Below are 21,422 nucleotides of genomic sequence, written 5' to 3'. Positions count from 1 at the left end.
GCGGGTCGGGTGCGATACCGTTTCGCAGTCGGATCGACCGTTTCTCCGGGAGGTTTGTGATGTTCCACCGCCGCACCTTCGCCGCATGCTCGTTCCTTCTGATCGTCTGCTGCGCCGCCGCTTTGGCCCCGGCGGCGCGGGCCGCTGACGCGATCTCGCTGGAATCGCTGCTGCGCGAGATGACTGACCGCAAGGCCATCGCGCAGCTGCCCGAACCGTGGTTCACGTGCAGCCAGGCGAGCAGCTATGACCGCAAGTCCACCGGCGCGAGTGACGCTGAGACCTGGTTCGCCAACGGCGATGCGAGCCAGTACATCCGCGAGGAAGTCAACGGCGGGCGCACCGAGTGGGTCATGATGGACGCCGACGGACCCGGCGCGGTCGTGCGCATCTGGTCGGCCAATCCCAAGGGCACACTGCGCATCTACCTCGATGGCAGCGAGACGCCGGCACTCGAAGCGCCGATGGACCAGTTGCTCGGCGGCACGTGGTCGGTCGACGGCGTCACCATCGGCGAGCCGCTCTCTGCCACGCGCAGCCGAGGATGGAACCTCTATCTCCCGGTTCCTTACGCGAAGCACTGCAAGATCACCAGCGACAGCAGCGGCTTCTATTACCAGGTGAACTACCGCACCTATGAGCCGGGGACCGAAGTCGAGTCGTTCACCACCGCGCAACTGGCTGAGGCGGCGGGGCGCGTCGACGCCGTGCAGCGCGCCCTCGCGGCGGCGGCGACAAGGTCGGGTGGACCAACCCTGCGCGCACAGGGCATGCTGCAGGCTACTGCGGGGCTCGAAGTGACGCTCGCGCCCGGACCAGCCGCGGTTGAGACGATCACCTGCCGCATCAAGGCCGATGATTACGACGATGCGCTGCGGCAACTGGTCATCAAAGCCAACTTCGACGATGCGCCGACGGTCTGGGCGCCCGCGGGCGATTTCTTCGGCTCGGGCATCGGCGTGAACACCTTCCACGACTGGTATCGCACCGTCGAATCCGATGGCGCGGCGGTGCTGACCTCGCGATGGATCATGCCCTATCAGAAGAAGGGCGCCATCAGCCTCGAATACCTCGGAGACGCGGAGATCGAAGCCGAGCTGACCGTCTCGACCACGTGGTGGATCTGGGACAACCGCTCGATGCACTTCCACGCCGCCTGGCGCCAGCAGGATCCGATCCCGACGCGCCCGATGCAGGACTGGAACTACATCGAACTGAGCGGCAAGGGCGTGTACGTCGGCGACTCGCTCGCCGTGACTAACCCCGTCATCGAGTGGTGGGGCGAGGGCGATGAGAAGATCTACGTGGACGGCGAATCGTTCCCCTCTCACTTTGGAACCGGCACGGAAGACTATTACGGCTATGCCTGGTGCTGCCCCGATCCATTCGCCGGGCCCTTCCACGCCCAGCCGCGCTGCGATGGGCCGGGCAACTACGGCCACACCGCCGTATCGCGCGTGCGCCTGCTCGACGCCATTCCGTTCCGCAAATCGCTGAAGTTCGACATGGAAGTGTGGCACTGGAAAGACTGCAACGTGGGCTACGCCGCCACGACCTTCTTCTACGCCCGGCCGGGTGTCTCGCACAACCGGTCGCCGCAGCCGGGCGAAGCGTCACGCGGCGCGCTCGACCCGCCACCGCTGCCCCCGCCGTTTACCATCGCCGGCGCTATTGAATGCGAAGGCATGAACGTGGCGGGCCACTCGGACGAACTCGCCTATGGCCCGCAGGCGATGCAGGGCTTCGGCCGCGAAACGTGGAGCAACGACGCCCACCTGTGGGTGCGCGCGACCAACGTCGGCGATTTCATCGAGATCGAAGTGCCCAGTGAATCGAACGCTCCGGTCAAGGTGATGCTGCACGCGACCAGGAGCTGGGACTACGGCATCGTGCAGTTCTCGATCGACGGGGAGAAGGCCGGCGAGCCGGTTGACTTCTTCAGCGGCGCGCAGGGCGTGTGCAAGGCCAGCGGCCCGATCGACCTCGGTGTGCACGGGCCTGTCGGCGGCAAACTGCTTCTGCGAGCCGAAGTGGTCGGAGGCAATCCAAAGCGAGTTGACCAGAATGCCTACTTCGGGCTTGACTGCGTCGTGCTCGAAGCGGCGAAGTAACCTGCGCTGTTCACGATGCCCCGAAACCGCTCACCTCGGCGCATGGCGCTTGTCGGCATGCAGGAGTTGCCCGAGCCGGACTTCGACGAAGCGCCGCTGCTCGCCGCGCTGCGCGATGCGGGGTTCGAGGCGCAGGTGCTTCACTGGGACAGCGATGACCCGGCGCACGATCCCGCGAACTTCGACGTCTGTGTGCTGCGCGCCACGTGGGACTACCACAAACGGCCCGACCAATTCGCGGCCTGGCTGCGGCGCGCGGCGTCAGAGTCCGTGCTCTGTAACCCACTCTCCACGGTCCTGTGGAACATGCACAAGCGCTACCTGTTTCAACTGGCCGAGGCGGGCGTGCCGATCATTCCCACAGCGCTGATCCGGCGCGGATCGCCACAGACCGTCACGGAGTCCATCAGCGTCCTCGACTCGACGCAAATCGTCATTAAGCCTGCTGTTTCGGCCGCATCGTGGAAGACGCGCCGCTTTGGCACGGGTGAGACCGACGCCGCGGAGTCGTTCTTGCGCGAAGAGGTCGCATGTCGCGATATGCTCGTTCAGCCGTTCATTGAAGAAGTCAACGCGGGTGGTGAGGTTTCCATTGTCTGGATCGACGGGAAGGTAACTCACGCCATTCGCAAGACCCCTCGCTTCGATGGCGGCGTTGAACGGGTCGAACCATGTTCCAGGCTCGATCCGCGGCATGTCGCCTTTGCCAGGGCCACGCTTGACGCCGCGAAACAAGATGTGCTGTTCGCGCGCATCGACGTGGTGGAGCGTACCGATGGCGTGATTCTGCTCTCCGAACTCGAACTCATCGAGCCTTCACTGCACTTTCACCATGGCGCCGAGGCGCTGAATCGCCTGGTTGGCGCCCTCTCTCGCCTCGCTGGCTCCTGAAAACGGCGCAGACAGCCGCCTCCGCGCGGAGAGCGGAGGCGGCGGGAATGCTCACGTTGTTGCATTCGGGATGCCGAGATGCTGCTCTTGCCTACCCACTTTCCGGACCCGCTGGCCGATTTCACGCACCAGGTGGGGCCGCGGGCTCGGCAAGAATCGGGGTCCGATTCTCTCTGGTCCCGCGACGCTGCGCGGCGATCGTTCCTTCGTAACGCCCGACGTTCCTCTGGCCGCCGCCGGAGCGAATCGTCCGGTCGCCGGAAAGGAACCACCCATGTCAGTCGTTCAGATGCCGCGTCGTCACGCTACGCCCGCCGTCGCCACCGGGCAGGCGCTGCTCCGCAACCCCCGCACCAACAAGGACTGCGCCTTCACCGTGGACGAGCGGCGCGAGTTTCACCTCGAAGGCCTGCTGCCGCCCGCGGTGCAGACCATCGAGGAGCAGGTCACGCTCGAACTCGAACACCTCCGCGCCAAGCGCGATGACCTCGAGAAGTTCATCGGCCTCGATGCGCTTCGCGAGCGCAACGAAACGCTCTTCTACCGGCTGCTCATCGAAAACCTGCCGGAACTCATGCCCATCGTCTACACGCCTGTCGTCGGCTTGGCCTGCCAGCGCTACAGCCACATCATGCGCCAGCCGCGCGGCCTGTGGATCACCCCGGACCAGATTGACCGCATCGCCGAAGTGCTGCGCAATTCGCCCGACAGCAACATCCGGCTCATCGTCGCGACGGACAACGAACGCATCCTCGGCCTGGGCGACCAGGGCGCGGGCGGCATGGGCATTCCCGTGGGCAAACTCTCGCTCTACACCGCCGCGGCCGGGATCCACCCGTCGCAGTGCCTGCCCATCAGCCTCGACGTCGGCACGGACAACGCCGAACTGCTCAACGACCCGTTCTACCGCGGCTGGAGGCACCGCCGGCTGCGCGGCCAGCCGTACGAAGAATTCATCGAGGCGTTCGTCGAAGCCGTCGCCGGAGTCTTCCCGCGCGCGCTGCTGCAATGGGAGGATTTCCACAAGAACACGGCGTTCCAGGTGCTCGATCGATATCACCTGCGCATCACGAGTTTCAATGATGACATTCAGGGTACGGCGGCGGTGGCGACCGGCGGCATCCTCGCCGCGCTGCGCCAGACCGGCGAGCGTTTGTGCGACCAGCGCATCGTCTATCTCGGCGCCGGCGCCGCGGGCGTGGGCATCGGTCGGCTCGTGCGCGACGCGATGCGCGAGGAAGGCGCGACCGAAACCACCATCCGACGCGCCCAGGCCTTCCTCGACAGTCGCGGGCTGATCTTCAGCGAGCGCATGATCCGCGATGCGCACAAGCGCGCCTTCGCGTGGGATCGACAGGACCTCGACGCATGCGACCTGCGCGGCAATGGTCCATTTGAGCTGCTCGAAGTCGTCGCGCGCGTCAAACCGACCATTCTCATCGGCACCACTGCCGAACCCGGCGTGTTCACCGAAGACGTCATCCGCGAAATGGCGAAACACGTGCAGCGGCCCATCATCATGCCCTTCTCGAACCCCACGTCCAAAGCCGAGTGCACGCCTGAAGAAGCAATCCGCTGGACCGACGGGCGGGCCCTCATCGCTACGGGCAGCCCATTCAATCCGGTCGAGTACAACGGCAGGCGGCACGTGATCGGCCAGGGCAACAACGTCTTCGTCTTCCCGGGTCTCGGCCTGGGCTGCATCATCGCCGAAGCGCGGCAGGTTACTGACTCGATGTTCCTCGTCGCCGCCCGCGCGCTGGCTGACTGCATCTCCGCCGAGCGCTTGGCGGCAGGCGCACTTTACCCCGACCAGGGGGACCTGCGCCACGTCTCGAAACGCATCGCGATTGCGGTGGTGCGCGAGGCCAAGCGACTCGATCTCGGCCGGCTGCTGCGGGATGAATCGATCGAAGAGACCGTGGAAAACGCGATGTGGTACCCGCAATACACGGACCCCAATCGCCAGCCCGAGTGACCAGCCCGCAACCGGCGATGGTCCGGTGCGGTAGATGAGCAGTTCACCGGCGCGAACAGGAGCAATAGCCTTGCTGATCCGCCGTTGTGCGGACAGAGCATCCATCTGTCAACTACACCTTGCATTCACGAGGAGAAATCAAATGCGGACATTCAAAGCAGCCACACTCGCGGCGGTCATCGCCGGCGCGTTCCTGACGACTTCCACTCTGGCCCAGGGCGGGGGCGAAGGCGGCCCGCCGCCGGGCGAGCGACCGTTCGACGTGGACGCCGTCGTCGAGCGCATGATGGAGAACGACGCCAACAGCGACGGCAAACTCGCAAAGGATGAAATGCCCGGCCGCTTCGTCGAGCAGATGTTCCCGGTCGCCGACGCCGACCAGGATGGCTTCCTGACGCGCGAAGAACTCAAGACCTATTTCGAAAGCCGGCCGCGCGGCGGCGCCGGCGTCGGCCAGCCCCGCGGCGGCGAAGGTGGGCCGCCCGCCACGTTCGAGAGCCACATGCGCCAGGCCGGCCAGGCGCTTCGAGCACTGCGCCGCACCTCATTCACCGCCGAGACGCAGGCGGATGATCTCACGCGCATCGGCGTCATCGAGGCGTCGCTCATCGGCGCCAAGCAGCTCATCGACCCCGAGCACATGGCCCCGCAGGCCAAAGAGAAATACGGCAGCGACACCGCCACCTACACGCGCGACGTGCGGCTGGCCATCATCAAGGCCATCAAGGCCGCGATCGTCCTGGAAGAGGCCATCATCGCCGGCGACTCGGCCGGTTCGAAGGCGGCGCTCGAAAAGCTCCTTGCCGTCCAGAAGGAAGGCCACGACCAGTTCCAGAATGAAGAGGAAGAAGCCAACGAGCGCCCGGCGCCCGCACCCGGTGGGCGCGGCGGCGGCCGCGGTCCCGGCGGTGGCGGTGGAAATGGCAACGGAGGCGGCAACGGCGGCGGCTGAGGTCGCATCTCCCAATTCGGCACCATCATGTCCAGCGCGGCTCCGGAATCCCGGAGCCGCGTTCTCTTGCGCAGGAGCTAACTCTCGTCGTTCATCTGGCTGATGAACTCGTTGGCCTCGGCGATCGCCGCCGTCATCTCGGCGATCAGGGCGGCGACATCATTTTCGATTCCGGCCACCTCGCCCTGCAGCGACGCGATCGCCTGCGCATTGAGGTTGTGCTTGAGAAAGAGCACCTGGTCGTTAAACGCGACGAGCACCGGCTCCATCTTCGACTCGGCACGCTTCATCGCGCGCATGAGTTCGTCGTAGCGATCGCGCGTCTGCTCAAGCGTCGCCTCGCTGCGCCGCCGCAGATCGGCGCTCGAATACTGTTCGAGTTCCGCTTCCCACTCGCTGAAGAGCGCCTCGGCGACGCTCTCGATCGCGGCGATCCGATCGCGCACATCCTCGGCCTTGCCGTCGCAGCGTTTGAGTTGCGCGTTGAGTTCATCGTATTTGGCCCGGAGTTCGCTCGAAGGCACGGTCACGACGGAAGTGAACTTATCCAGCGCCGTCTGGAACTCCTCCTTTGCCTCCTCCTGGTCATCGCGAGCCTCCTCGACTCGATCGACGAGGATCTCGCGCTTGTGCACACCAAAAGCCTCCATCGTGCCGTAGTAGGCCTTCTGGCACCCGGTGAGCATCAGCGCGGCCAGCAGAGCTGCGTAACAGGAAACGCGCGAGTAATTCATGGTTCTCTCTCTTTCTTCACGACGCGGCCTCGGAACGACCGGCGATTATCTGCATGATCTGTAGCACGGCTGATCGGATCATGCCGTCAGGGCGGACCACCTGTTTGCCATTTCTTCCCTCCGAACGCGGAGTGGCCGCCTAAAACTCCCTGAACCAGAGTACTGCATTATTTCTCCACCGCGCCCGGAGGCTTGCGCGAGTGATTCTCATTGAACATCTCACCAAGACCATCCCGAGCCTGGCGATGCTCGCTTTTCTCTTTGCGCTGTATGGCTTGCTCGGAAGAGCCCCGGCCGTGACGGCGCTCGTGCTCTACGCCCTGCTGCCGATCGTCCTCAACACCTCCCTGCGCGAGGTGCCGCTGGCGGCGCCGGTGATCATCGCGGGTATCCGCGCCCGGACGGTACTCACCGTCGGCATCGCCACGCTCTCGACCTACATCGGCGCGGGCGGACTTGGCGACTTCATCGCCCGCGGACTGGCCCGCAACGACTCGCGTCTGACCCTGCTCGGGGCCGTACCCGCCGCCGTCATGGCCGTAATGCTCAGCCTGCTCATCCGGCTGCTCGAACGGTTTGTGCGCCGAGTGTAAGCACGCGACAGCCGATTCGGCCAAAAACAATCGTCCCGTCTGCAAGACCGCCCACACGCCGGGACATATCCGATGCAGTGCCGGGTCGGCCGCGCGCAAAAAGCGGATCGAACCCGCCATTCCCGAGTGAAACAGGCCCGCCATCGGCGGCGCCGGGAGGAATCCACCATGAACGCCACGACCGTCAAGCACCGCACCCCTGCCGCGCGACCCCAGCGCCTCCTGCTCGCCGCCGCGCTCGCCCTCAGCGCCGCCCTCGCCGCCGAGGCCTCCGCGGGCGACCGCCGCTATCGCGTCGTTCCCCTGCCGCTGCCCAACGGCGCCACCAGCGCGGACGGCCTGGGCCTGAACAACTCGAACGAAGTCACCGGCGGCGTGCTCATGAACCAGCAGGTTCGCCCGTTCCACTACGCCGACGGCGAGGTCACCATCCTTACCGAAATCGAAGGCATCTACACCTCGGGCTATGCCATCAACGACAAAGCCCACATCACCGGCTGGATGTACGAGTGGGGCGTGATCTGGCCGCAGGCGTTCCTCTGGGACGGGCAGACCAACCACTGGCTCATCGATCCACACCACAGTTACACCTACGCGCAGGGACTCAACGAGCGCGACCAGGTGGTCGGCTTCTACTATCCGCCCGGCGGGCACCCCAATGGCGATGCATTCGTCGTCAGCGGCGGCCAGTACATCAATCTCGGCGCCGGCCAGGCGACCGACATCAGTGAGAACGGCATCATCGTCGGGCAGAGCAACCGCTACTTCGGCGCCACGACCGTGTGGGAGCCGGGCCAATCGGGCTGGACGCCGACGTACCTCGACGGCCTGCTCGCCACGGCCATCAACGACTCGGGCACCATGTTCGTCGGCGCCGGGCCGCTCGTGTCCTACTTCGACTCCGCCGTCCTCTGGACAAAGGAAAACGGCCAGTGGGTGCGCACCGACATTGGCAATTGGGATCCATCCGTCTCCAGCGCGATTTCCAACGACGTCAATGACCGCGGTCAGGTCGTCGGCAACTACGAGTCATTCCAGGAGCCCAAGCAGGGGTGGATCTATGAAAGCGGACAGGTCACCTGGCTGACCGATCTGCTCGCGCCGGCCCACGCGCAGTGGCACGTGCTCCGCGCCAAGGGCATCAACGAGACGGGCGTGATCCTCGCCGACGCAACCGACGACCCGAATGGGTACGGTTCACAGCCGGTGCTGCTCATTCCCGAAGAGTTGACGATTCTCGGGCCGCGCGGCCAGGGCGCCGGCGCCAGCAACGAACTCATTGCCGTGAGCGCCGCGCCCGGCAGCCGCATCTACTTCATCGTCGGCTTTGCGATGGGCTCGAGCGGCGTGCCCGGCTGCCCCGGAGTGAATCTCGGCATCGCGGAGCCGCGCCTCACCGGCAGCGCCGTCGCCGACGCCAATCAGCAGGCCACGCTGCGAGTCAACGTACCCGCTGCCGCCCGCGGGCGGACCGTGTATCTTCAGGCGATCGATCCGGCGCGGTGCGAGGTGAGCAACGTGCTGCGTTACACGTTCCGCTGATCTTCGCTGCACCAGTCTTGCACTTCTCATCCGCACGGCGAGCCCGCCTGGTCTTCAGGCGGGCTCCTGCGTTAAGGCCGCCGCGTCGATGCGCAGCGTGCACGCGAGTCCGGCGGAGGTGAAGTCGAAAGCGGCGCTGCCGCCGAGTTCGAATTCGACCAGTCCCCGCACCAGGCGCAGCCCCACGCCGAGTTCGGCCGGGCACTGCGCCGGCGGCCCGCCGCTCTCGGACCAGCAGATGGAGACGGCGCCATTTTCGCGCGTCCAGGAGATGTCGATGCGCCCGCCCGGGGTCGAGAGCGAGCCGTACTTGAGCGCGTTCGTCGCCAGCTCGTGCAGCGCCAGCCCGAGCGGCACCGCCGAGCGAGGCCGCACGAGCAGCGACGGGCCGCTGACGCGAATGCGGTCCGAACCCTCCACGATGAGCGGCGCCAGGCACAGCTGGATCGTGTCGATCATTCGCACGCCGCTCCACTTGGCCCGCGCGAGCATCTCGTGCGTTCGCGCCATCGCCTTGATGCGATTGGCGAACCGGGCGCGGAACTCCTCGATGTCGCTGGTGCTCGCGGCGGTCTGATCGAGCAGGGCCAGCACCGACGCGAGGTTGTTCTTCACGCGGTGATCGAGTTCCTGCATGAGCAGGCGCTGGCGCTGCTCGATCTGGCGCTGCTCGGAGGTGTCGAGGATGAGCACCTGCCTCGCCGGCTCACCGCCGAAGATGATCGTGCTGGCAATGACTTCAACGTCGATCTCCGTGCCGTCGCGCCGCAGGAGGCGCTCGTCGCCGTAGCGATGCGGGGTGTAGTCGGCGTCCAGTTGACGAATCCGCTCGCGGACCGTCTCACGGGAGTCGGCGGGGACGGTCACGTTTACGTGCTGGCCGATGAGATCTTCGGCGCGGTCGTAGCCCAGCAGCCGCGCCGCCGCCGGATTCACAAACTCGAACTTCATGCCGCGGTGAATCATCACGCCCACCGGGCTCGACTCGACCAGCAGCCGGTAGCGCTCTTCGCTCTCGCGCAGCGCATCGAGCGCGCGGCGATGCTCGGAAATGTCGATGAGCACGATGTGCCATCGCGTCCGATCCCGATCAACGATGAGCGGGCGGCTGAGGGTGCGGATCCAGCGGTAGCTGCCGTCGTCTGTCAACAGCCGCGCCTCGCAATCCACCGTTTCACCCCGGGCGGCGCCTCGCGTGGCGGCCTCGGCAATGCGCGGCCGATCGTCCGGATGCAGCAGCTCGAACAAGGCGTCAAATCGTTGCTCCACGCGCGCGGCTGTTTTCGGCCCGAGGATCACATCCAGCCCCGGCCCGAGGTAGATGAGCGAACGCGGCCGGCCCGGCGACGACTCGTACGAGTAGACGACACCCGGGATGTGTTCGGCCACGGCGCGCAGCCGCTCTTCGTTGTCGCGAAGCCGCTCTTGGCTCGACATGAGACGCGAAGAAACAAAAGTCACACCCGCCGCCGCCAGCAGGCCGAGCACGAGGATCAGGTGCGTGCCCATCTGCTGCACGCCGCCCGACGCGCCCTCCAGCGGCGTCAGCGCCACCGTCCACTGCCGGTCGGCAACTTTGAAGGGCGGCGAGAACGCGAACATTGCTCCCACACCGCTGTTCTCGTCCCGCATCGAGTCGTAGATGACTTCTTCCCCGTCGTACACGACCCAGCGGAACGCGTCCTTGAGCGCCACGGAGAGTGAACTCTCGATCAGCGCCGGCGCCAGAACTGACGCGCCGATGAGACGGTCGGGCTGGCTGCGCAGCGGCAGGTAGGCGACAACGCCCTGCATGCGATCCCTCAGATCAAGCAGGGGCGTCACGCACATCGAGTCGCTCGAGGCCGCCTGGCGAAACGCTTCGCGCGCCGTCGGGTTGGATGCCACGTTGCGGCCCACGCGCTGCCCGCCCTCGTCGGCGAGCGGAACCGCCCAGATCACGCCGCCCGAATCATCGACCAGGTCGAGCGCGACAATCCCGGGAAAGAAAATCACGATTGACTCGGATCGCTGCTCGAACTGCTCGCGCGACTCCACCTGCCCCCGGTCCCAGTCCTCGCGGAACTGCCGGAGCACGTTGAAGCAGACCTCGACTTTTTCTTTGATCCGCACCGCCACCTGTTCGGAGGACAGTTGGCTCCGCAGGCGGATGTCTCGCGCATCCTGCTCGCCGACGACGCGCCACAGCGCAGCAAACAAACCGCCCACAACCAGAAACACCGTGGCCGGCACCAGCACCCGAGAGCCTCGAAGATGTGTCGCCATCCGCCCTTGCGCCCCAAGTATGCACGATCGTCTATTCTCGCCCATGAACGGGCGCCGTTCTACCCCGCGCGGGGGAATCAGGGTGGCGAGCCCCGGGTTCGGCCTCCTGCTCGACCTCGGCCAACGCGTTTGCGATCCACCGCTTGCGGGGAATATCCCGCCGCGACCCGCGTCTTCATGGCTGAGACCGCCCGTGGGGCGGGCGCTTGTGCCATTGTCCGCGCTGGAAGGAGCAGATCGTGAGCAGGTCTTTAAACCGACGGCTGGCGTTGGCGGCAGTGATGGGGGCAGGCCTGGCGGCGGCTTCTCTGCTGCCGGGATGCACAAACTCATACTCGGTGGCCAGTTACGAGTCCACCCGGCCCGCGCCCGGCCTGTCCTATGCGTCCTCCGATCTCCACAGCCCCTCCACCCGCTGGAGCCCGACATCGACGCATCACGACTACCGCTACCGCCAGCTGCCGCCCAGCCGCGATCGCTACGAGCGGGTCGCAGAGCAGCCGTTCGCCCGGGTGACCCAGCAGCCGCTGTCCACCTTCGCCGTGGATGTGGACACGGGATCCTACTCGAACATCCGCCGCTTCATCACTGACGGCGAATTGCCGCCCCACAGCGCCGTGCGCGTCGAAGAGATGATCAACTACTTCTCCTATTCCGATGCGCCGCCCAGCGGCGGCGAGCCGTTTGCCGTGCATACCGAAGTTGCCTCCTGCCCGTGGACGCCCGAGCATCGCCTCATGCGCGTGCACCTGGTCGGCCGCGAGGCAGATGCGGCCCAGCGGCCGCCCGCCAATCTCGTGTTCCTCCTCGACGTGTCGGGCTCGATGGAGCCTGAAGACCGCCTGCCGCTCATCAAGAAGGGCATGCGCCTGCTCGTCGATGAACTGCGCGATGACGATCGCGTGGCCATCGTCACCTATGCCGGACACAGCGGTGTCGCACTGCCCTCGACCGCCGTGGCGCATCGCGGCTCGATACTCCACACCATCGACGACCTCTGCGCTCGCGGCAGCACGAACGGCGCTTCGGGCATTCAACTCGCCTACGAGGTTGCCGAGCACAACTTCATACCCGGCGGCATCAACCGCGTGCTGCTCGCCACCGACGGCGACTTCAACGTCGGCATGACCAGCGACCACGCCCTGCTCGATCTCATCGCCTGCAAGGCGCAGAGCAAGGTCTACCTCACCGTACTCGGCGTGGGGCGCGGCAACCTCAACGAATCGATGATGGAGAGCATCGCCGATCGCGGCAACGGCGTCTACGCGTACCTCGACTCCTTCCACGAGGCCCGCCGCGTGCTCTGCGAGCAGGCAGCCAGCACGCTCGAAACCATCGCCAAAGACGTAAAGATCCAGGTCGAATTCAATCCGGCCGCCGTCGCGGGCTATCGCCTCATCGGCTACGAGAATCGCGCGCTGGCCGATCGCGATTTCAACGACGACCGCAAAGACGCGGGCGACATCGGCGCCGGACACAGTGTAACCGCCCTTTACGAGATCGTTCCGGCGGGCCGGCCTGTGCCGTGGGGGGTGGACCCGCTGCGCTACCAGCGGCCGGCGGGCGAGCCGGAGTTCGTGACTTCCGAGCAGGGCCTCGAATCCGGCGAGCTGTGCACCGTCAAACTCCGCTACAAGCAGCCCGACGGCGTGACGAGCCGCTACCTCGAGGTCCCCGTGCGCGACGGCGAACTCGACTGGCGGCAGGCTTCGGCCGACTTCCGCTGGGCGGCGGCCGTGGCGGCGTTTGGCATGACCTTGCGCGATTCCATCGGCCGGGGCGACGCCGACTTCGACCTCGCACTCGAACTGGCAGGCGAAGCGCGCGGCCTCGACGAAGCCGGCTACCGCGCTGAATTCATGAGCCTTGTTCGCAGCGCGCAGAAACTCGACCGCCGCTATGCATCGAGCTCGCATCGAGACTGAACACACTTCAAAAGGTGAATAGCCGCCGGCGGAAGCCGACGGGTGACCGCTCAGCCTAATCGTCTTCAGCGCCGCCCGGCGTGATAGCATCTGTCGATGCTCTGTGCCCGCTGCCAGTACGACCTGCGAGCCCACACCGAGGATCAGTGCTGCCCAGAGTGCGGGTTACCCGTGTGGACTACCAGGGCGATTGTGCTTGAGCGCAAGCAAAGGGTGCGCACCCACGTACAGTACTATGTTCTGGCATTGATCGCCGGCTGCGTTCCCGGTCTGTTCCTTCTTGTCAACCTCGAACTCGCATCCGCTCCTGGCACCGTGATAGCGATCGGTTTCGGTGGACTTCTGAGTTCCTTTGGCGCGGGTCTCATCGGGCGACTGCTGCTGACAGCCAGCGAGCCTCGGCTGCTTGCCACTGTATTCGCATGGCCGACGTGCACGCTCGGTGTACTCACCGTCATCGATACGGTTTATTGGCTTGCGTACGGAATCGTGATGCTCGCAGCCGCCCTGCTTGGCTCCTGCGCAGCGGACTGGCTGAAGCGACGTCCTACTTCTTCTTAAACTCCGCAATGTCCATCGTCGCGACGGGAAAGGCAAAACGGGACAGGTGCGTTTGTTTCCGCACCTGTCCCGCAATACGTTCGCGCGTGCTGCTGGCGCTTACTGGCTCACGCGGCAGGTCGTCGCATCGATGGCCTGGTACACCCAGCCGCACGCGCCGCTGCCGATGTACCCGTTGCGCGACATGACGCCGCTGCCATCCGCCGGCGCCGTGAAGAGCAGGCGGATTCCACTGGGCGACAGGTTCAACTGTGTGCCGGCGCAGGTCATGTGGCCGGGAATGATGAACACGCCCACGCTCGGCGCCGTGACCACGCCGACGTAGCCGAAGGGCGTAGCGCCGTTCACGGTGAAGTTGATCGTGCCCGGGCACGAGCCCGTCCGCGTCAGCGTGAGCGCCCGACGGCCGATGGATGTCAGGCTGAAATGGTCCACGTACTGCGTCGGAGAATACGGATCGATCGTGTGCGGGCGGCTGATGCGCGCGCCGATCTCGTGCGCGCCGTTGCGCTGTGCGGTGAACTGCACCGTGAGTGTGCCGCGCACCGTCGTGTTGCTGGGGATGATGCCCACGCGGTCGTACGCGATCGATTGGCCGTCCACGAGGATCTCGAAGATGCCGCCTTCGCCGTTGATGTACTGCGGGTGCGAGACCGCCGCCCAGTCGCAGGTGATCTCATACGTGCCGCCGCTCACAAGGCTGGGTTGCTGCACGAGTTCGACGCCCTCGGCCTGGCCGATGTAGTACACACGCTGGCCCACGACGTAGCGCGCCGCGGGCGACGCCGGCTGGCCCTGGTTGGTCTGAAAGTTGACGATCGAGCCAGGCGAGCCCAAGCCGTTGGCGGTGTTCCGCTGCGTCCAGCCGGTAAAGCCCGAGGCGAAGTCCCCGTTCGTAAAAAGGTTCTGCGCCAGAGAAGAGCTGGCCGCGGCGCCGACCAGGGCGAGCGCGCTCGCCACGATGAGGATGCAGCCGGCGTTTCGATTTGTGAAATGCATGACGGTTCTCCTTGCGATGACTGCCCAGAACCCGGCGCACCGGCTCGCACCAGGTCGGCTTCAGATGCAGGCGACCATCGCCTGCTTACAAGGAAGAACTCGTAACGGGACGACGATGCGGTCAATGGAAATGCTGCAATCCGCAGTTCCGGGATTGACTGGTCCGCAGGCCGAGACGAGCCGCGCCTCTGAGGATCTGTTGCTCAAACCCGTCATTCCGGCGCAGAGCCTGACCCGAGCGAAGGCGGGGGCGGGATCGACGCCGGCTAGCGGCTCATGAACTCTGCGATGTCCATCGTCTCCACCACCTCGCAGCAGCCGTTGCCCACGTCGCGCACGCGGTTCACCGTGCCGTCGGTCGCGCTGTAGGTATGGAACTCGCGCAGCGGCGGCGAGTAGATGTGCAGGGTGACGAGGTTCTGGCCCGCCGGCTGGAGATTCGAAATCTGGTGCGTGTCGCTGTCCTGGCTGGCGCAGATGTCGCCGACGTTGAGTTCGTGCGAGCGTGTCGCCATCATCATGCCGCACGGCGACGGCTCGTAAACCGTCTCGACGCCGCGACCCAGCAGCACGCGCACGCCGCAGGTCGTGTTCGTGTGATCGTGTATCGGGCTGCGCTGCCCGCTCTTCCAGCACAGCGCGAACACCTGGTACCACTTGCCCTCGCGGATGAGGTTGCGCTTGTAGTGCTCATCGCAGTAGCGCAGGTGCTCGGCCACGTCATCGGGCGTGACGTGCACGGCCCGCATGGCGCGTTCGAGTTCGGCGATGTCGGCCCGGCCGGTCAGGGCGTCGAGGTGTTCAAACAGCGGCGCCAAGGCCTCGATCTCATTCGCCATCTTCATCGCCATGTGGGGCTCCTTGGGCCGGTTGCGAACGCGGTTACTGATAGAAGATACACGAAAAACCGCCCGACTCAAGCGAAAACCGCCGCCGGCGGCCCGAATTGCCCCGGAAGAGGCGGTCACGGGCTCACAACCGCCGAATGATCGCCTCGGCGAAATCCGTGGTGCCCGCGCTGCCGCCGATGTCGCGCGTGAGTTCTTCGGCTCTCCCGTCCGTCAAGACCGCGTTATAGGCGTCCTTGATGCGCCGGGCCGGCTCGCGCAGGCCCAGGTGCCGCAGCATCATCACGCCGCTCATGATTACCGCTAGCGGGTTGGCGATGTTCTGCCCGGCGATGGTCGGCGCGCTGCCGTGCACCGCCTCGAAGATGGCGCACGCATCGCCGAAGTTCGCGCCCGGCACGACGCCCAGGCCCCCCACCAGCCCCGCGCACAGGTCGCTGATCACGTCGCCGTAGAGGTTCTCAAGCAGCAGCACGTCGAACTGCCCGGGGTTCTGCACGAGTTGCATGCAGCCGTTGTCGATGATGAGTTCCTGGTATTCGACGCCCGCACCGATCTCCTCGTGCACGCGGCGGGCGCACTCGATAAACAGGCCGTCGGACATCTTCATGATGTTGGCCTTGTGGAAGACCGTCACCTTGCTCCTGCCGCGCTCTCTGGCGTAGTTGAACGCGAAGCGGGCGATGCGCTCGCAGCCCTTGCGCGTGGCGATCTTGAGGCTCTCGACCACGCCGGGCACGATCTCGTGCTCGATGCCCGAATACAGGCCCTCGGTGTTTTCGCGGATGACGACGATCTCGACGTTTTCAAAGCGGGTCCGGATGCCCGGCATCGATCGCACCGGCCGCACCGCGGCGTAGAGGTCGAAGGTCTTGCGGAGTTGGACGTTGACGCTGGCAAAGCCGGTGCCGATGGGCGTGGTCAGCGGCCCTTTGAGCGCCACGCAGTGCCGCGCGATCGCTTCGAGCGTAGCCGGGGGCAGCAGGTGCCCGGTGCGCTCGAGCGCGCCGGCCCCGGCGTCGAGTTCGATCCACTGGAGGTCGGCGCCGGCCGCGTCAATCACCCGCCGCGCAGCGCCGGTGACTTCCGGGCCGATCCCGTCGCCGGGCAGCAGACACACGGTGTGGCTCATGACATTTCTTCTCCCGCTCATTCCGGCCAATCAGGGCGAGGATCGTAGGAACGAGCGCCGCTGAATCGACTCGGGCTTTCCCTCGACCGGTCCGACGGGCCTTTAGTCGCGGCGCCCGATCTGCTCGCGTAGGCTCCATAACCAAGCCGTTCACCCGCTATTCCGGAGGCTCTCATGTGGCTCGAACACGTCAACCTCACCGTCTCCGACCTCGATGCAGCCGCGAAGTTCTATGGCGAACTGCTCGGCCTGAAGATCCGCTGGCGACGTGAGCCCGGCTCGCCCGAGACGCCGGCCATCCACATCGGCGACGACCGTTCGTATCTCGCGCTCTTCCAGGCCGACCCTGCCGAGGCCGGTCGGCTAGACGAACCCGAGTACGGCCGCGTCGGCTTCAATCACGTCGGCTTCGTCGTCGATGACCTCGACGCCAAAGTCGCCTGGCTCACCCAGCGCGGCATCGAGACGGAGATCGAAGACTCTTATGAGCCCGGCCGCCGCGCGTACTTCTACGACCCCGATGGCATCGAGGTGGAACTGGTGGAGTACCGGTGATGGCTTTGTGTGAGCGCGTCGTACATGGATCGGCGTCACGCGCTGGAAGTCGAGTCGGCCAATCGCATACCATCTCCCGAGATCACGAGATGCCGAAAGCGAAACGCTACAACGTGACCGACGGAAAGCTCGTCCTGACGCTTGAGGATGCTGGACGGGGCTGGTACGCCGTGACCTCTCCGATGGATCCAGCGGTCCAGACGCAGGCGAAGAGTATTCCCGAAGCCTTCGAGCGGGCACGAGACGCCATGGCAGAGTTACGGAAATATCGGCAGTCGAAAGTCGAGAAGTCTCGCAGTCGACGCGCGAGTGCCTGATCAGATACCGCGGGGCACAGGAATATCCAATTGCCGGCAGATCGCGCGCGCCGTTGGATTCGCAATTTCCCGATGACGAGGCACGGTCGATTCGCGATCATTCATCGGGTTGTGCCAAACGTCGTGCCGGCGACCGTGGCGGACGCGCTCGCAGTCATGATCCCGGAGATGCTGTTCTAGATCCCGCCGTTTCACCCGCGTCTCCCTGATTTTGACTCGGTCTAGAACTCCGCCAACCGCGGCGCGCGCGGGAACGGGATCACATCGCGCATGTTTGCCATGCCGGTGACGTACATGAGCAGGCGCTCGAAGCCCAGGCCGAAGCCCGCGTGGGGTACGGTGCCGTAGCGGCGCAGGTCGCGGTACCACCAGTAGCCCGCCTTGGGCAGTTTCATCTCGTCGAGCCGCCGGTCGAGCACCGCCAGCCGCTCTTCGCGCTGCGAGCCGCCGACGAGTTCGCCGATGCGCGGCACGAGGACATCCATCGCCGCCACCGTCTTCTCATCGTCGTTGAGGCGCATGTAAAACGCCTTGATGTCCTTGGGATAGTCCGTCACCACGACCGGCTTCTTGTGCACCTGCTCGCACAGGTAGCGCTCGTGCTCGGACTGCAGGTTGTCGCCCCAGTTGACCGGGTACTCGAACTTCTTGCCGCTGGCCTGCAGTTCCTTCACCGCGTCGGTGTAGGTGAGGTGCACGAACTCCGAGTCGATGACGTGCTGCAGCGCGTCGATGATGCCCTTCTCGATGCGATCGTCGAAGAACTTCATGTCATCGGCGCAGTCCGCCAGCACGGTACGCAGCAGGTGCTTGATGAGATCGATCGCCAGCAGCCGGTCATAGCGCAGATCGGCAAAGGCGATCTCCGGCTCAATCATCCAGAACTCGGCCAGGTGACGGGCCGTGTTGCTGTTCTCGGCGCGGAACGTCGGGCCGAAGGTATAGACGTTGCTCAGCGCGCAGCAGTAGGTCTCGACGTTCAATTGCCCCGAAACGGTGAGAAACGACTCGCGGCCGAAGAAGTCCTGCTCGAAATCCACGTGCCCGTCAGGCCGGCGCGGCAGGTTGAGCAGATCGAGCGTGCTCACGCGGAACATCTCGCCGGCCCCTTCGGCATCCGAAGCCGTGATGATCGGCGTGTGCACCCAGAGAAACCGCCGCGCGTCGAAGAACTGGTGAATCGCCTGCGCCAGGCGGTGCCGCACGCGCGCGACGGCGCCAAAGGTGTTCGTGCGCGTCCGCAGGTGCGCAACGGTGCGCAGGTACTCGAACGAATGCTGCTTGGGGCTGATGGGATAGGTGTCCGGATCTTCCACGTCGCCGAGGAGTTCGATCGACTCGGCCTGGATCTCGAATCGCTGCCCCTTGCCCTGGCTCGCGGCGAGCGTGCCCGTGCAATCCACGCTGCAGCCGGTCGTGAGTTTGAGCACGACCGAGTCGTAGTTGGACAGACTGCTGGGCGCCACGACCTGGATCGGGTCAAAGCACGTGCCGTCGCTCACGTGCACGAAGCTCAGCCCGGCCTTGCTGTCGCGGCGCGTGCGCACCCAGCCCTTGATGCGTACTTTTGAGCCGACCTGGCCGCTCTGAAACGCGTCGGCAATGAGCGTCCGATCCATGATGCGAAATCCTCCGCTGGCAGGCGGGGATGATAGCGGCCAGCCGCGCGTGGCGTCATTCCCGGGCGAGCCCGGAGGCAAAGACGAGCCCGCGCCGGTGAGGGCCCGCTGCCTACAGGTGCGCCCGCACCGTCATGCCTGCGCAGGCAGGCATCCACGAACGTGCAGCCGGCCGTATTATGTGTTTGAATGCAACTGATACAGCGTGCACACCCGCGCGCGGGAACGACGGTGCGCGCCCTAGGCGCTCTTGCGCAGTTGCCGCAACTGGGCTTCCTGCTGGATCGTCACGCAGCGGCGGATCTGGTCCACGATGAACTTCTGGTGGCTGCGATTGTGGCCGAACTCAAACGCGAGACCGCAGTACGTCTTCTGGCTCGAGTCGATGTGCGTGTGCACCAGTTTGGCCGTCACCGCCAGGGGCACGGCGATCTCGGGCGGCAGCGCGATGCTCAGCCAGAACACGCGATGCCGCGTCAGCGCCTGCGCATCGCCGGCCTCGACGACGAGGCCGATGCCCCCGCCGCCGATATTCGCCAGCGTGGCCGTGAACGGCGGCCCCACCTCGGGCATCGTCAGATGTTCATCCACGTTCTCGTACGTCTCATCCTCAGCGGGATTCTGCGATGCGAGCACGCGCATCTCGTTGGTCTTCTCGGCGAGCACGACCGAATCCGGATTGAGCAGTGGCCAGCAGGTCACTTTGGGCAGCACGAGTTGCGTCGTCGATACGCGATAGAAGCTCCGCCGCCGGCAGCGCTCGACGCTCTCGGGCACGGCCACGCGGAACGCGCCGCCTGACCGCCCCGGCACGGGCGAGAACTCCGCCGAACCGAGCACGCGCGTCGTGAACATCCAGCGGTTCTGTCCGACCGCCATGACGACGACGAGTTCGACGCCTGTTTCGAGATTCATCATCTCGCCCAGCGCCATGGGCTGTTCGAGCACGATCTCGTCATCGCACAGGCTGAGGATGCGCACGCGCCAGATGAGATTGGACGTGGCGCCATCTTCCGCGCCGGCGTCGTCGCCTGTCGCGCGCGGGAAGGAGATTTCGAGGCCGCCGCCGCGCTCGAAGATCTGTTCGAGGCTGCGTCGCCACTGTTCGTTGCGAAGTCGGTTGGCCGGCAAGGAGCATCCCCTTTGGCGTGCTGGACCGCCGCAGCCCGCGCGGCCGAGCGCGCGGGCCTCTCTCGAAGTATCGGCGTTCGGGGCACGCACTTGAGCGCCAGTTGGAGCGTGCGGTCGCCCCCGCCCGCGCCAGGCCGCGCCGCCGTCAGACCCTCGCGGGCGCGTCCGGTAATGCCGCCGCCTGCCGCAATTTCGTCTTGAGCCATATCAGGAACCGCAGCGAAAACGGGGCGCACGAGAGCGTGTAATGCCCGCAGCCCATCTCCCGCCACTCGTGCGGCACCTCGTGCTCCTCGAACTGCGACCGCAGCCGCCGGCCCGTCTCGACCGGAAACGTGAAGTCATAGCGCGAGGTGAGCATGATGCGCTGCGGGCGCGACATGTCGCGCAGCCGGTGCACGTACGTAGACGCCGAGAGCGGCCGCCAGACCCGGTGCAGGCGCTCCATGTCGATGTGGGGCTCGACCGCCTTGCGCACGTGGCGCGTCGAGATGCCCTGCATCACGCACTGGGCAAAGTTGTCGCCGCACAGCACGCAGATGACGCCCGTCGGCCGGGGATCAAATGCGTCGAGCATGTTCACCACCGCCGAGCCCACGCTGAAGCCCACCAGCACGATTCGCTCGTGCCCGAGTTGGCGCAGAATGCTCACCGCATCCATCGTGTCGAGCACGCTCTGCTGCATCGAGCGCATGGTTCGGCCGAGGTCCGAGCAAATGAGCGCCTGGGCGTATTTCCAGTTCTCGGGCTGGCGCTCGTCCTGGTAGGGCAGGCTCAGCGACGCCCCGCCAAAGCCGCACTGCCGCACGCTGGGCAGCAGCGTCTTGAGTTTCCATCGCTCGGTGTTCCACGCCGGCACGGCCAGCACCATGGGGCAGCCCTTGCGCAGCGGCCGGTAGGCGATGTAGCCGGTGCGGTTGCGAACCTCGCTGGTCACGCCCCGGCTCGGGTACTCAATCAGCCCTTCCTTTACCGTGAAGGGAACATCGCCCTCGAAACGGGGAAGGAACCGCTCCGGGTCAATGGTCCACTCATCCGCGACCGCCATGAGGCCATCGAGATCGTCTTCGTCGGCGATGGATGGAAACTCATCGCTCCACCAGTCCGCACCCACGCGAAATGGCAGCGGCACGTGGTCGCGGCCATAACGGTGCGCGAGGCGCACCTCCCAGTTTCGGATCAGCCGGCTGTACAACGGACTGCTGCTCCCCGTGCGTCGTGGAAAACGCCAATAGCGTAGGCCGACGCGGGCGGTTGTAGCGCCGCCGC

At 65.7% G+C, this 21,422-nt stretch carries 18 protein-coding genes; 9 read left to right on the top strand and 9 right to left on the bottom strand.

Features of this window, described 5'->3' with window-relative positions; translation table 11 throughout:
- Positions 1-59 precede the first annotated feature (59 nt).
- The 4 genes from IT430_20300 (at position 60) to IT430_20285 (ending at position 5,932) form a co-directional block, all read left to right on the top strand.
- Positions 60-2,111: a DUF2961 domain-containing protein gene (locus tag IT430_20300; GenBank protein ID MCC6910282.1), complete on the top strand. Its 2,052-nt coding sequence runs from the start codon at positions 60-62 to the stop codon at positions 2,109-2,111.
- A gap of 15 nt (positions 2,112-2,126) precedes the next feature.
- A complete protein-coding gene (locus IT430_20295; protein ID MCC6910281.1) occupies positions 2,127-3,002 on the top strand; it encodes a hypothetical protein in 876 nt (291 codons plus the stop codon).
- A gap of 274 nt (positions 3,003-3,276) precedes the next feature.
- A complete protein-coding gene (locus IT430_20290; GenBank protein ID MCC6910280.1) occupies positions 3,277-4,980 on the top strand; it encodes an NAD-dependent malic enzyme in 1,704 nt (567 codons plus the stop codon).
- 142 nt (positions 4,981-5,122) lie between these two features.
- Entirely contained in the window at positions 5,123-5,932 is an 810-nt protein-coding gene (locus IT430_20285; protein MCC6910279.1) for a hypothetical protein, read from the top strand.
- A gap of 77 nt (positions 5,933-6,009) precedes the next feature.
- Here IT430_20285 and IT430_20280 read toward each other — a convergent pair whose 3' ends face one another.
- On the bottom strand, positions 6,010-6,666 hold the full coding sequence (locus IT430_20280; protein MCC6910278.1) for a DUF2959 domain-containing protein: 657 nt from the start codon (positions 6,664-6,666) through the stop codon (positions 6,010-6,012).
- Between the two features lie 200 nt (positions 6,667-6,866).
- Between IT430_20280 and IT430_20275 the strand changes: the two genes are divergently transcribed.
- Together IT430_20275 and IT430_20270 are read left to right on the top strand one after the other, a co-directional pair.
- Positions 6,867-7,259, top strand: coding sequence for an ABC transporter permease subunit (locus IT430_20275; GenBank protein MCC6910277.1), 393 nt, complete (start codon positions 6,867-6,869; stop codon positions 7,257-7,259).
- Between the two features lie 168 nt (positions 7,260-7,427).
- Complete coding sequence (locus IT430_20270) at positions 7,428-8,801, top strand: hypothetical protein (protein MCC6910276.1); 1,374 nt, start codon at positions 7,428-7,430, stop codon at positions 8,799-8,801.
- Between the two features lie 54 nt (positions 8,802-8,855).
- Here IT430_20270 and IT430_20265 read toward each other — a convergent pair whose 3' ends face one another.
- Positions 8,856-11,039 (bottom strand): PAS domain S-box protein, encoded by a 2,184-nt coding sequence (locus tag IT430_20265; GenBank protein MCC6910275.1) that lies wholly within the window; start codon positions 11,037-11,039, stop codon positions 8,856-8,858.
- Positions 11,040-11,305: 266 nt separating this feature from the next.
- Between IT430_20265 and IT430_20260 the strand changes: the two genes are divergently transcribed.
- A complete protein-coding gene (locus tag IT430_20260; protein ID MCC6910274.1) occupies positions 11,306-12,991 on the top strand; it encodes a VWA domain-containing protein in 1,686 nt (561 codons plus the stop codon).
- Positions 12,992-13,183: 192 nt separating this feature from the next.
- Entirely contained in the window at positions 13,184-13,552 is a 369-nt protein-coding gene (locus IT430_20255; protein ID MCC6910273.1) for a hypothetical protein, read from the top strand.
- 99 nt (positions 13,553-13,651) lie between these two features.
- On the opposite strand, the gene IT430_20250 is transcribed toward IT430_20255, so the two are convergent.
- From IT430_20250 to IT430_20240, 3 genes are all read right to left on the bottom strand, one after another.
- Positions 13,652-14,551, bottom strand: a complete 900-nt coding sequence (locus IT430_20250) for a hypothetical protein (protein ID MCC6910272.1) — start codon at positions 14,549-14,551, stop codon at positions 13,652-13,654.
- Positions 14,552-14,817: 266 nt separating this feature from the next.
- Entirely contained in the window at positions 14,818-15,402 is a 585-nt protein-coding gene (locus IT430_20245; GenBank protein MCC6910271.1) for a cysteine dioxygenase family protein, read from the bottom strand.
- A 121-nt stretch (positions 15,403-15,523) separates the two neighbouring features.
- Positions 15,524-16,531: a 3-isopropylmalate dehydrogenase gene (locus tag IT430_20240; GenBank protein MCC6910270.1), complete on the bottom strand. Its 1,008-nt coding sequence runs from the start codon at positions 16,529-16,531 to the stop codon at positions 15,524-15,526.
- Positions 16,532-16,705: 174 nt separating this feature from the next.
- On the opposite strand from IT430_20240, the gene IT430_20235 reads away from it, so the two are divergent.
- A complete protein-coding gene (locus IT430_20235) occupies positions 16,706-17,086 on the top strand; it encodes a VOC family protein (GenBank protein MCC6910269.1) in 381 nt (126 codons plus the stop codon).
- A 317-nt stretch (positions 17,087-17,403) separates the two neighbouring features.
- Here the strand turns inward: IT430_20235 and IT430_20230 are convergent, their stop codons facing one another.
- The 4 genes from IT430_20230 to IT430_20215 form a co-directional block, all read right to left on the bottom strand.
- Complete coding sequence (locus IT430_20230) at positions 17,404-17,598, bottom strand: type II toxin-antitoxin system HicA family toxin (GenBank protein MCC6910268.1); 195 nt, start codon at positions 17,596-17,598, stop codon at positions 17,404-17,406.
- A 26-nt stretch (positions 17,599-17,624) separates the two neighbouring features.
- Complete coding sequence (asnS, locus tag IT430_20225) at positions 17,625-19,022, bottom strand: asparagine--tRNA ligase (GenBank protein MCC6910267.1); 1,398 nt, start codon at positions 19,020-19,022, stop codon at positions 17,625-17,627.
- A 240-nt stretch (positions 19,023-19,262) separates the two neighbouring features.
- Positions 19,263-20,153 (bottom strand): flagellar brake domain-containing protein, encoded by an 891-nt coding sequence (locus IT430_20220; protein ID MCC6910266.1) that lies wholly within the window; start codon positions 20,151-20,153, stop codon positions 19,263-19,265.
- Between the two features lie 145 nt (positions 20,154-20,298).
- Positions 20,299-21,348 carry a hypothetical protein gene (locus IT430_20215; protein MCC6910265.1) on the bottom strand — a complete coding sequence of 350 codons (1,050 nt, stop codon included), beginning with the start codon at positions 21,346-21,348 and terminating at the stop codon, positions 20,299-20,301.
- Between the last annotated feature and the right edge of the window lie 74 nt (positions 21,349-21,422).

It is taken from the genome of Phycisphaerales bacterium (assembly GCA_020852515.1).
In the GTDB taxonomy this organism is placed as follows: Bacteria; Planctomycetota; Phycisphaerae; order Phycisphaerales; family UBA5793; genus UBA5793.
Note: the sequence above shows the minus strand (reverse complement) of the source record. Positions and strands in the feature narration are given on the sequence as shown.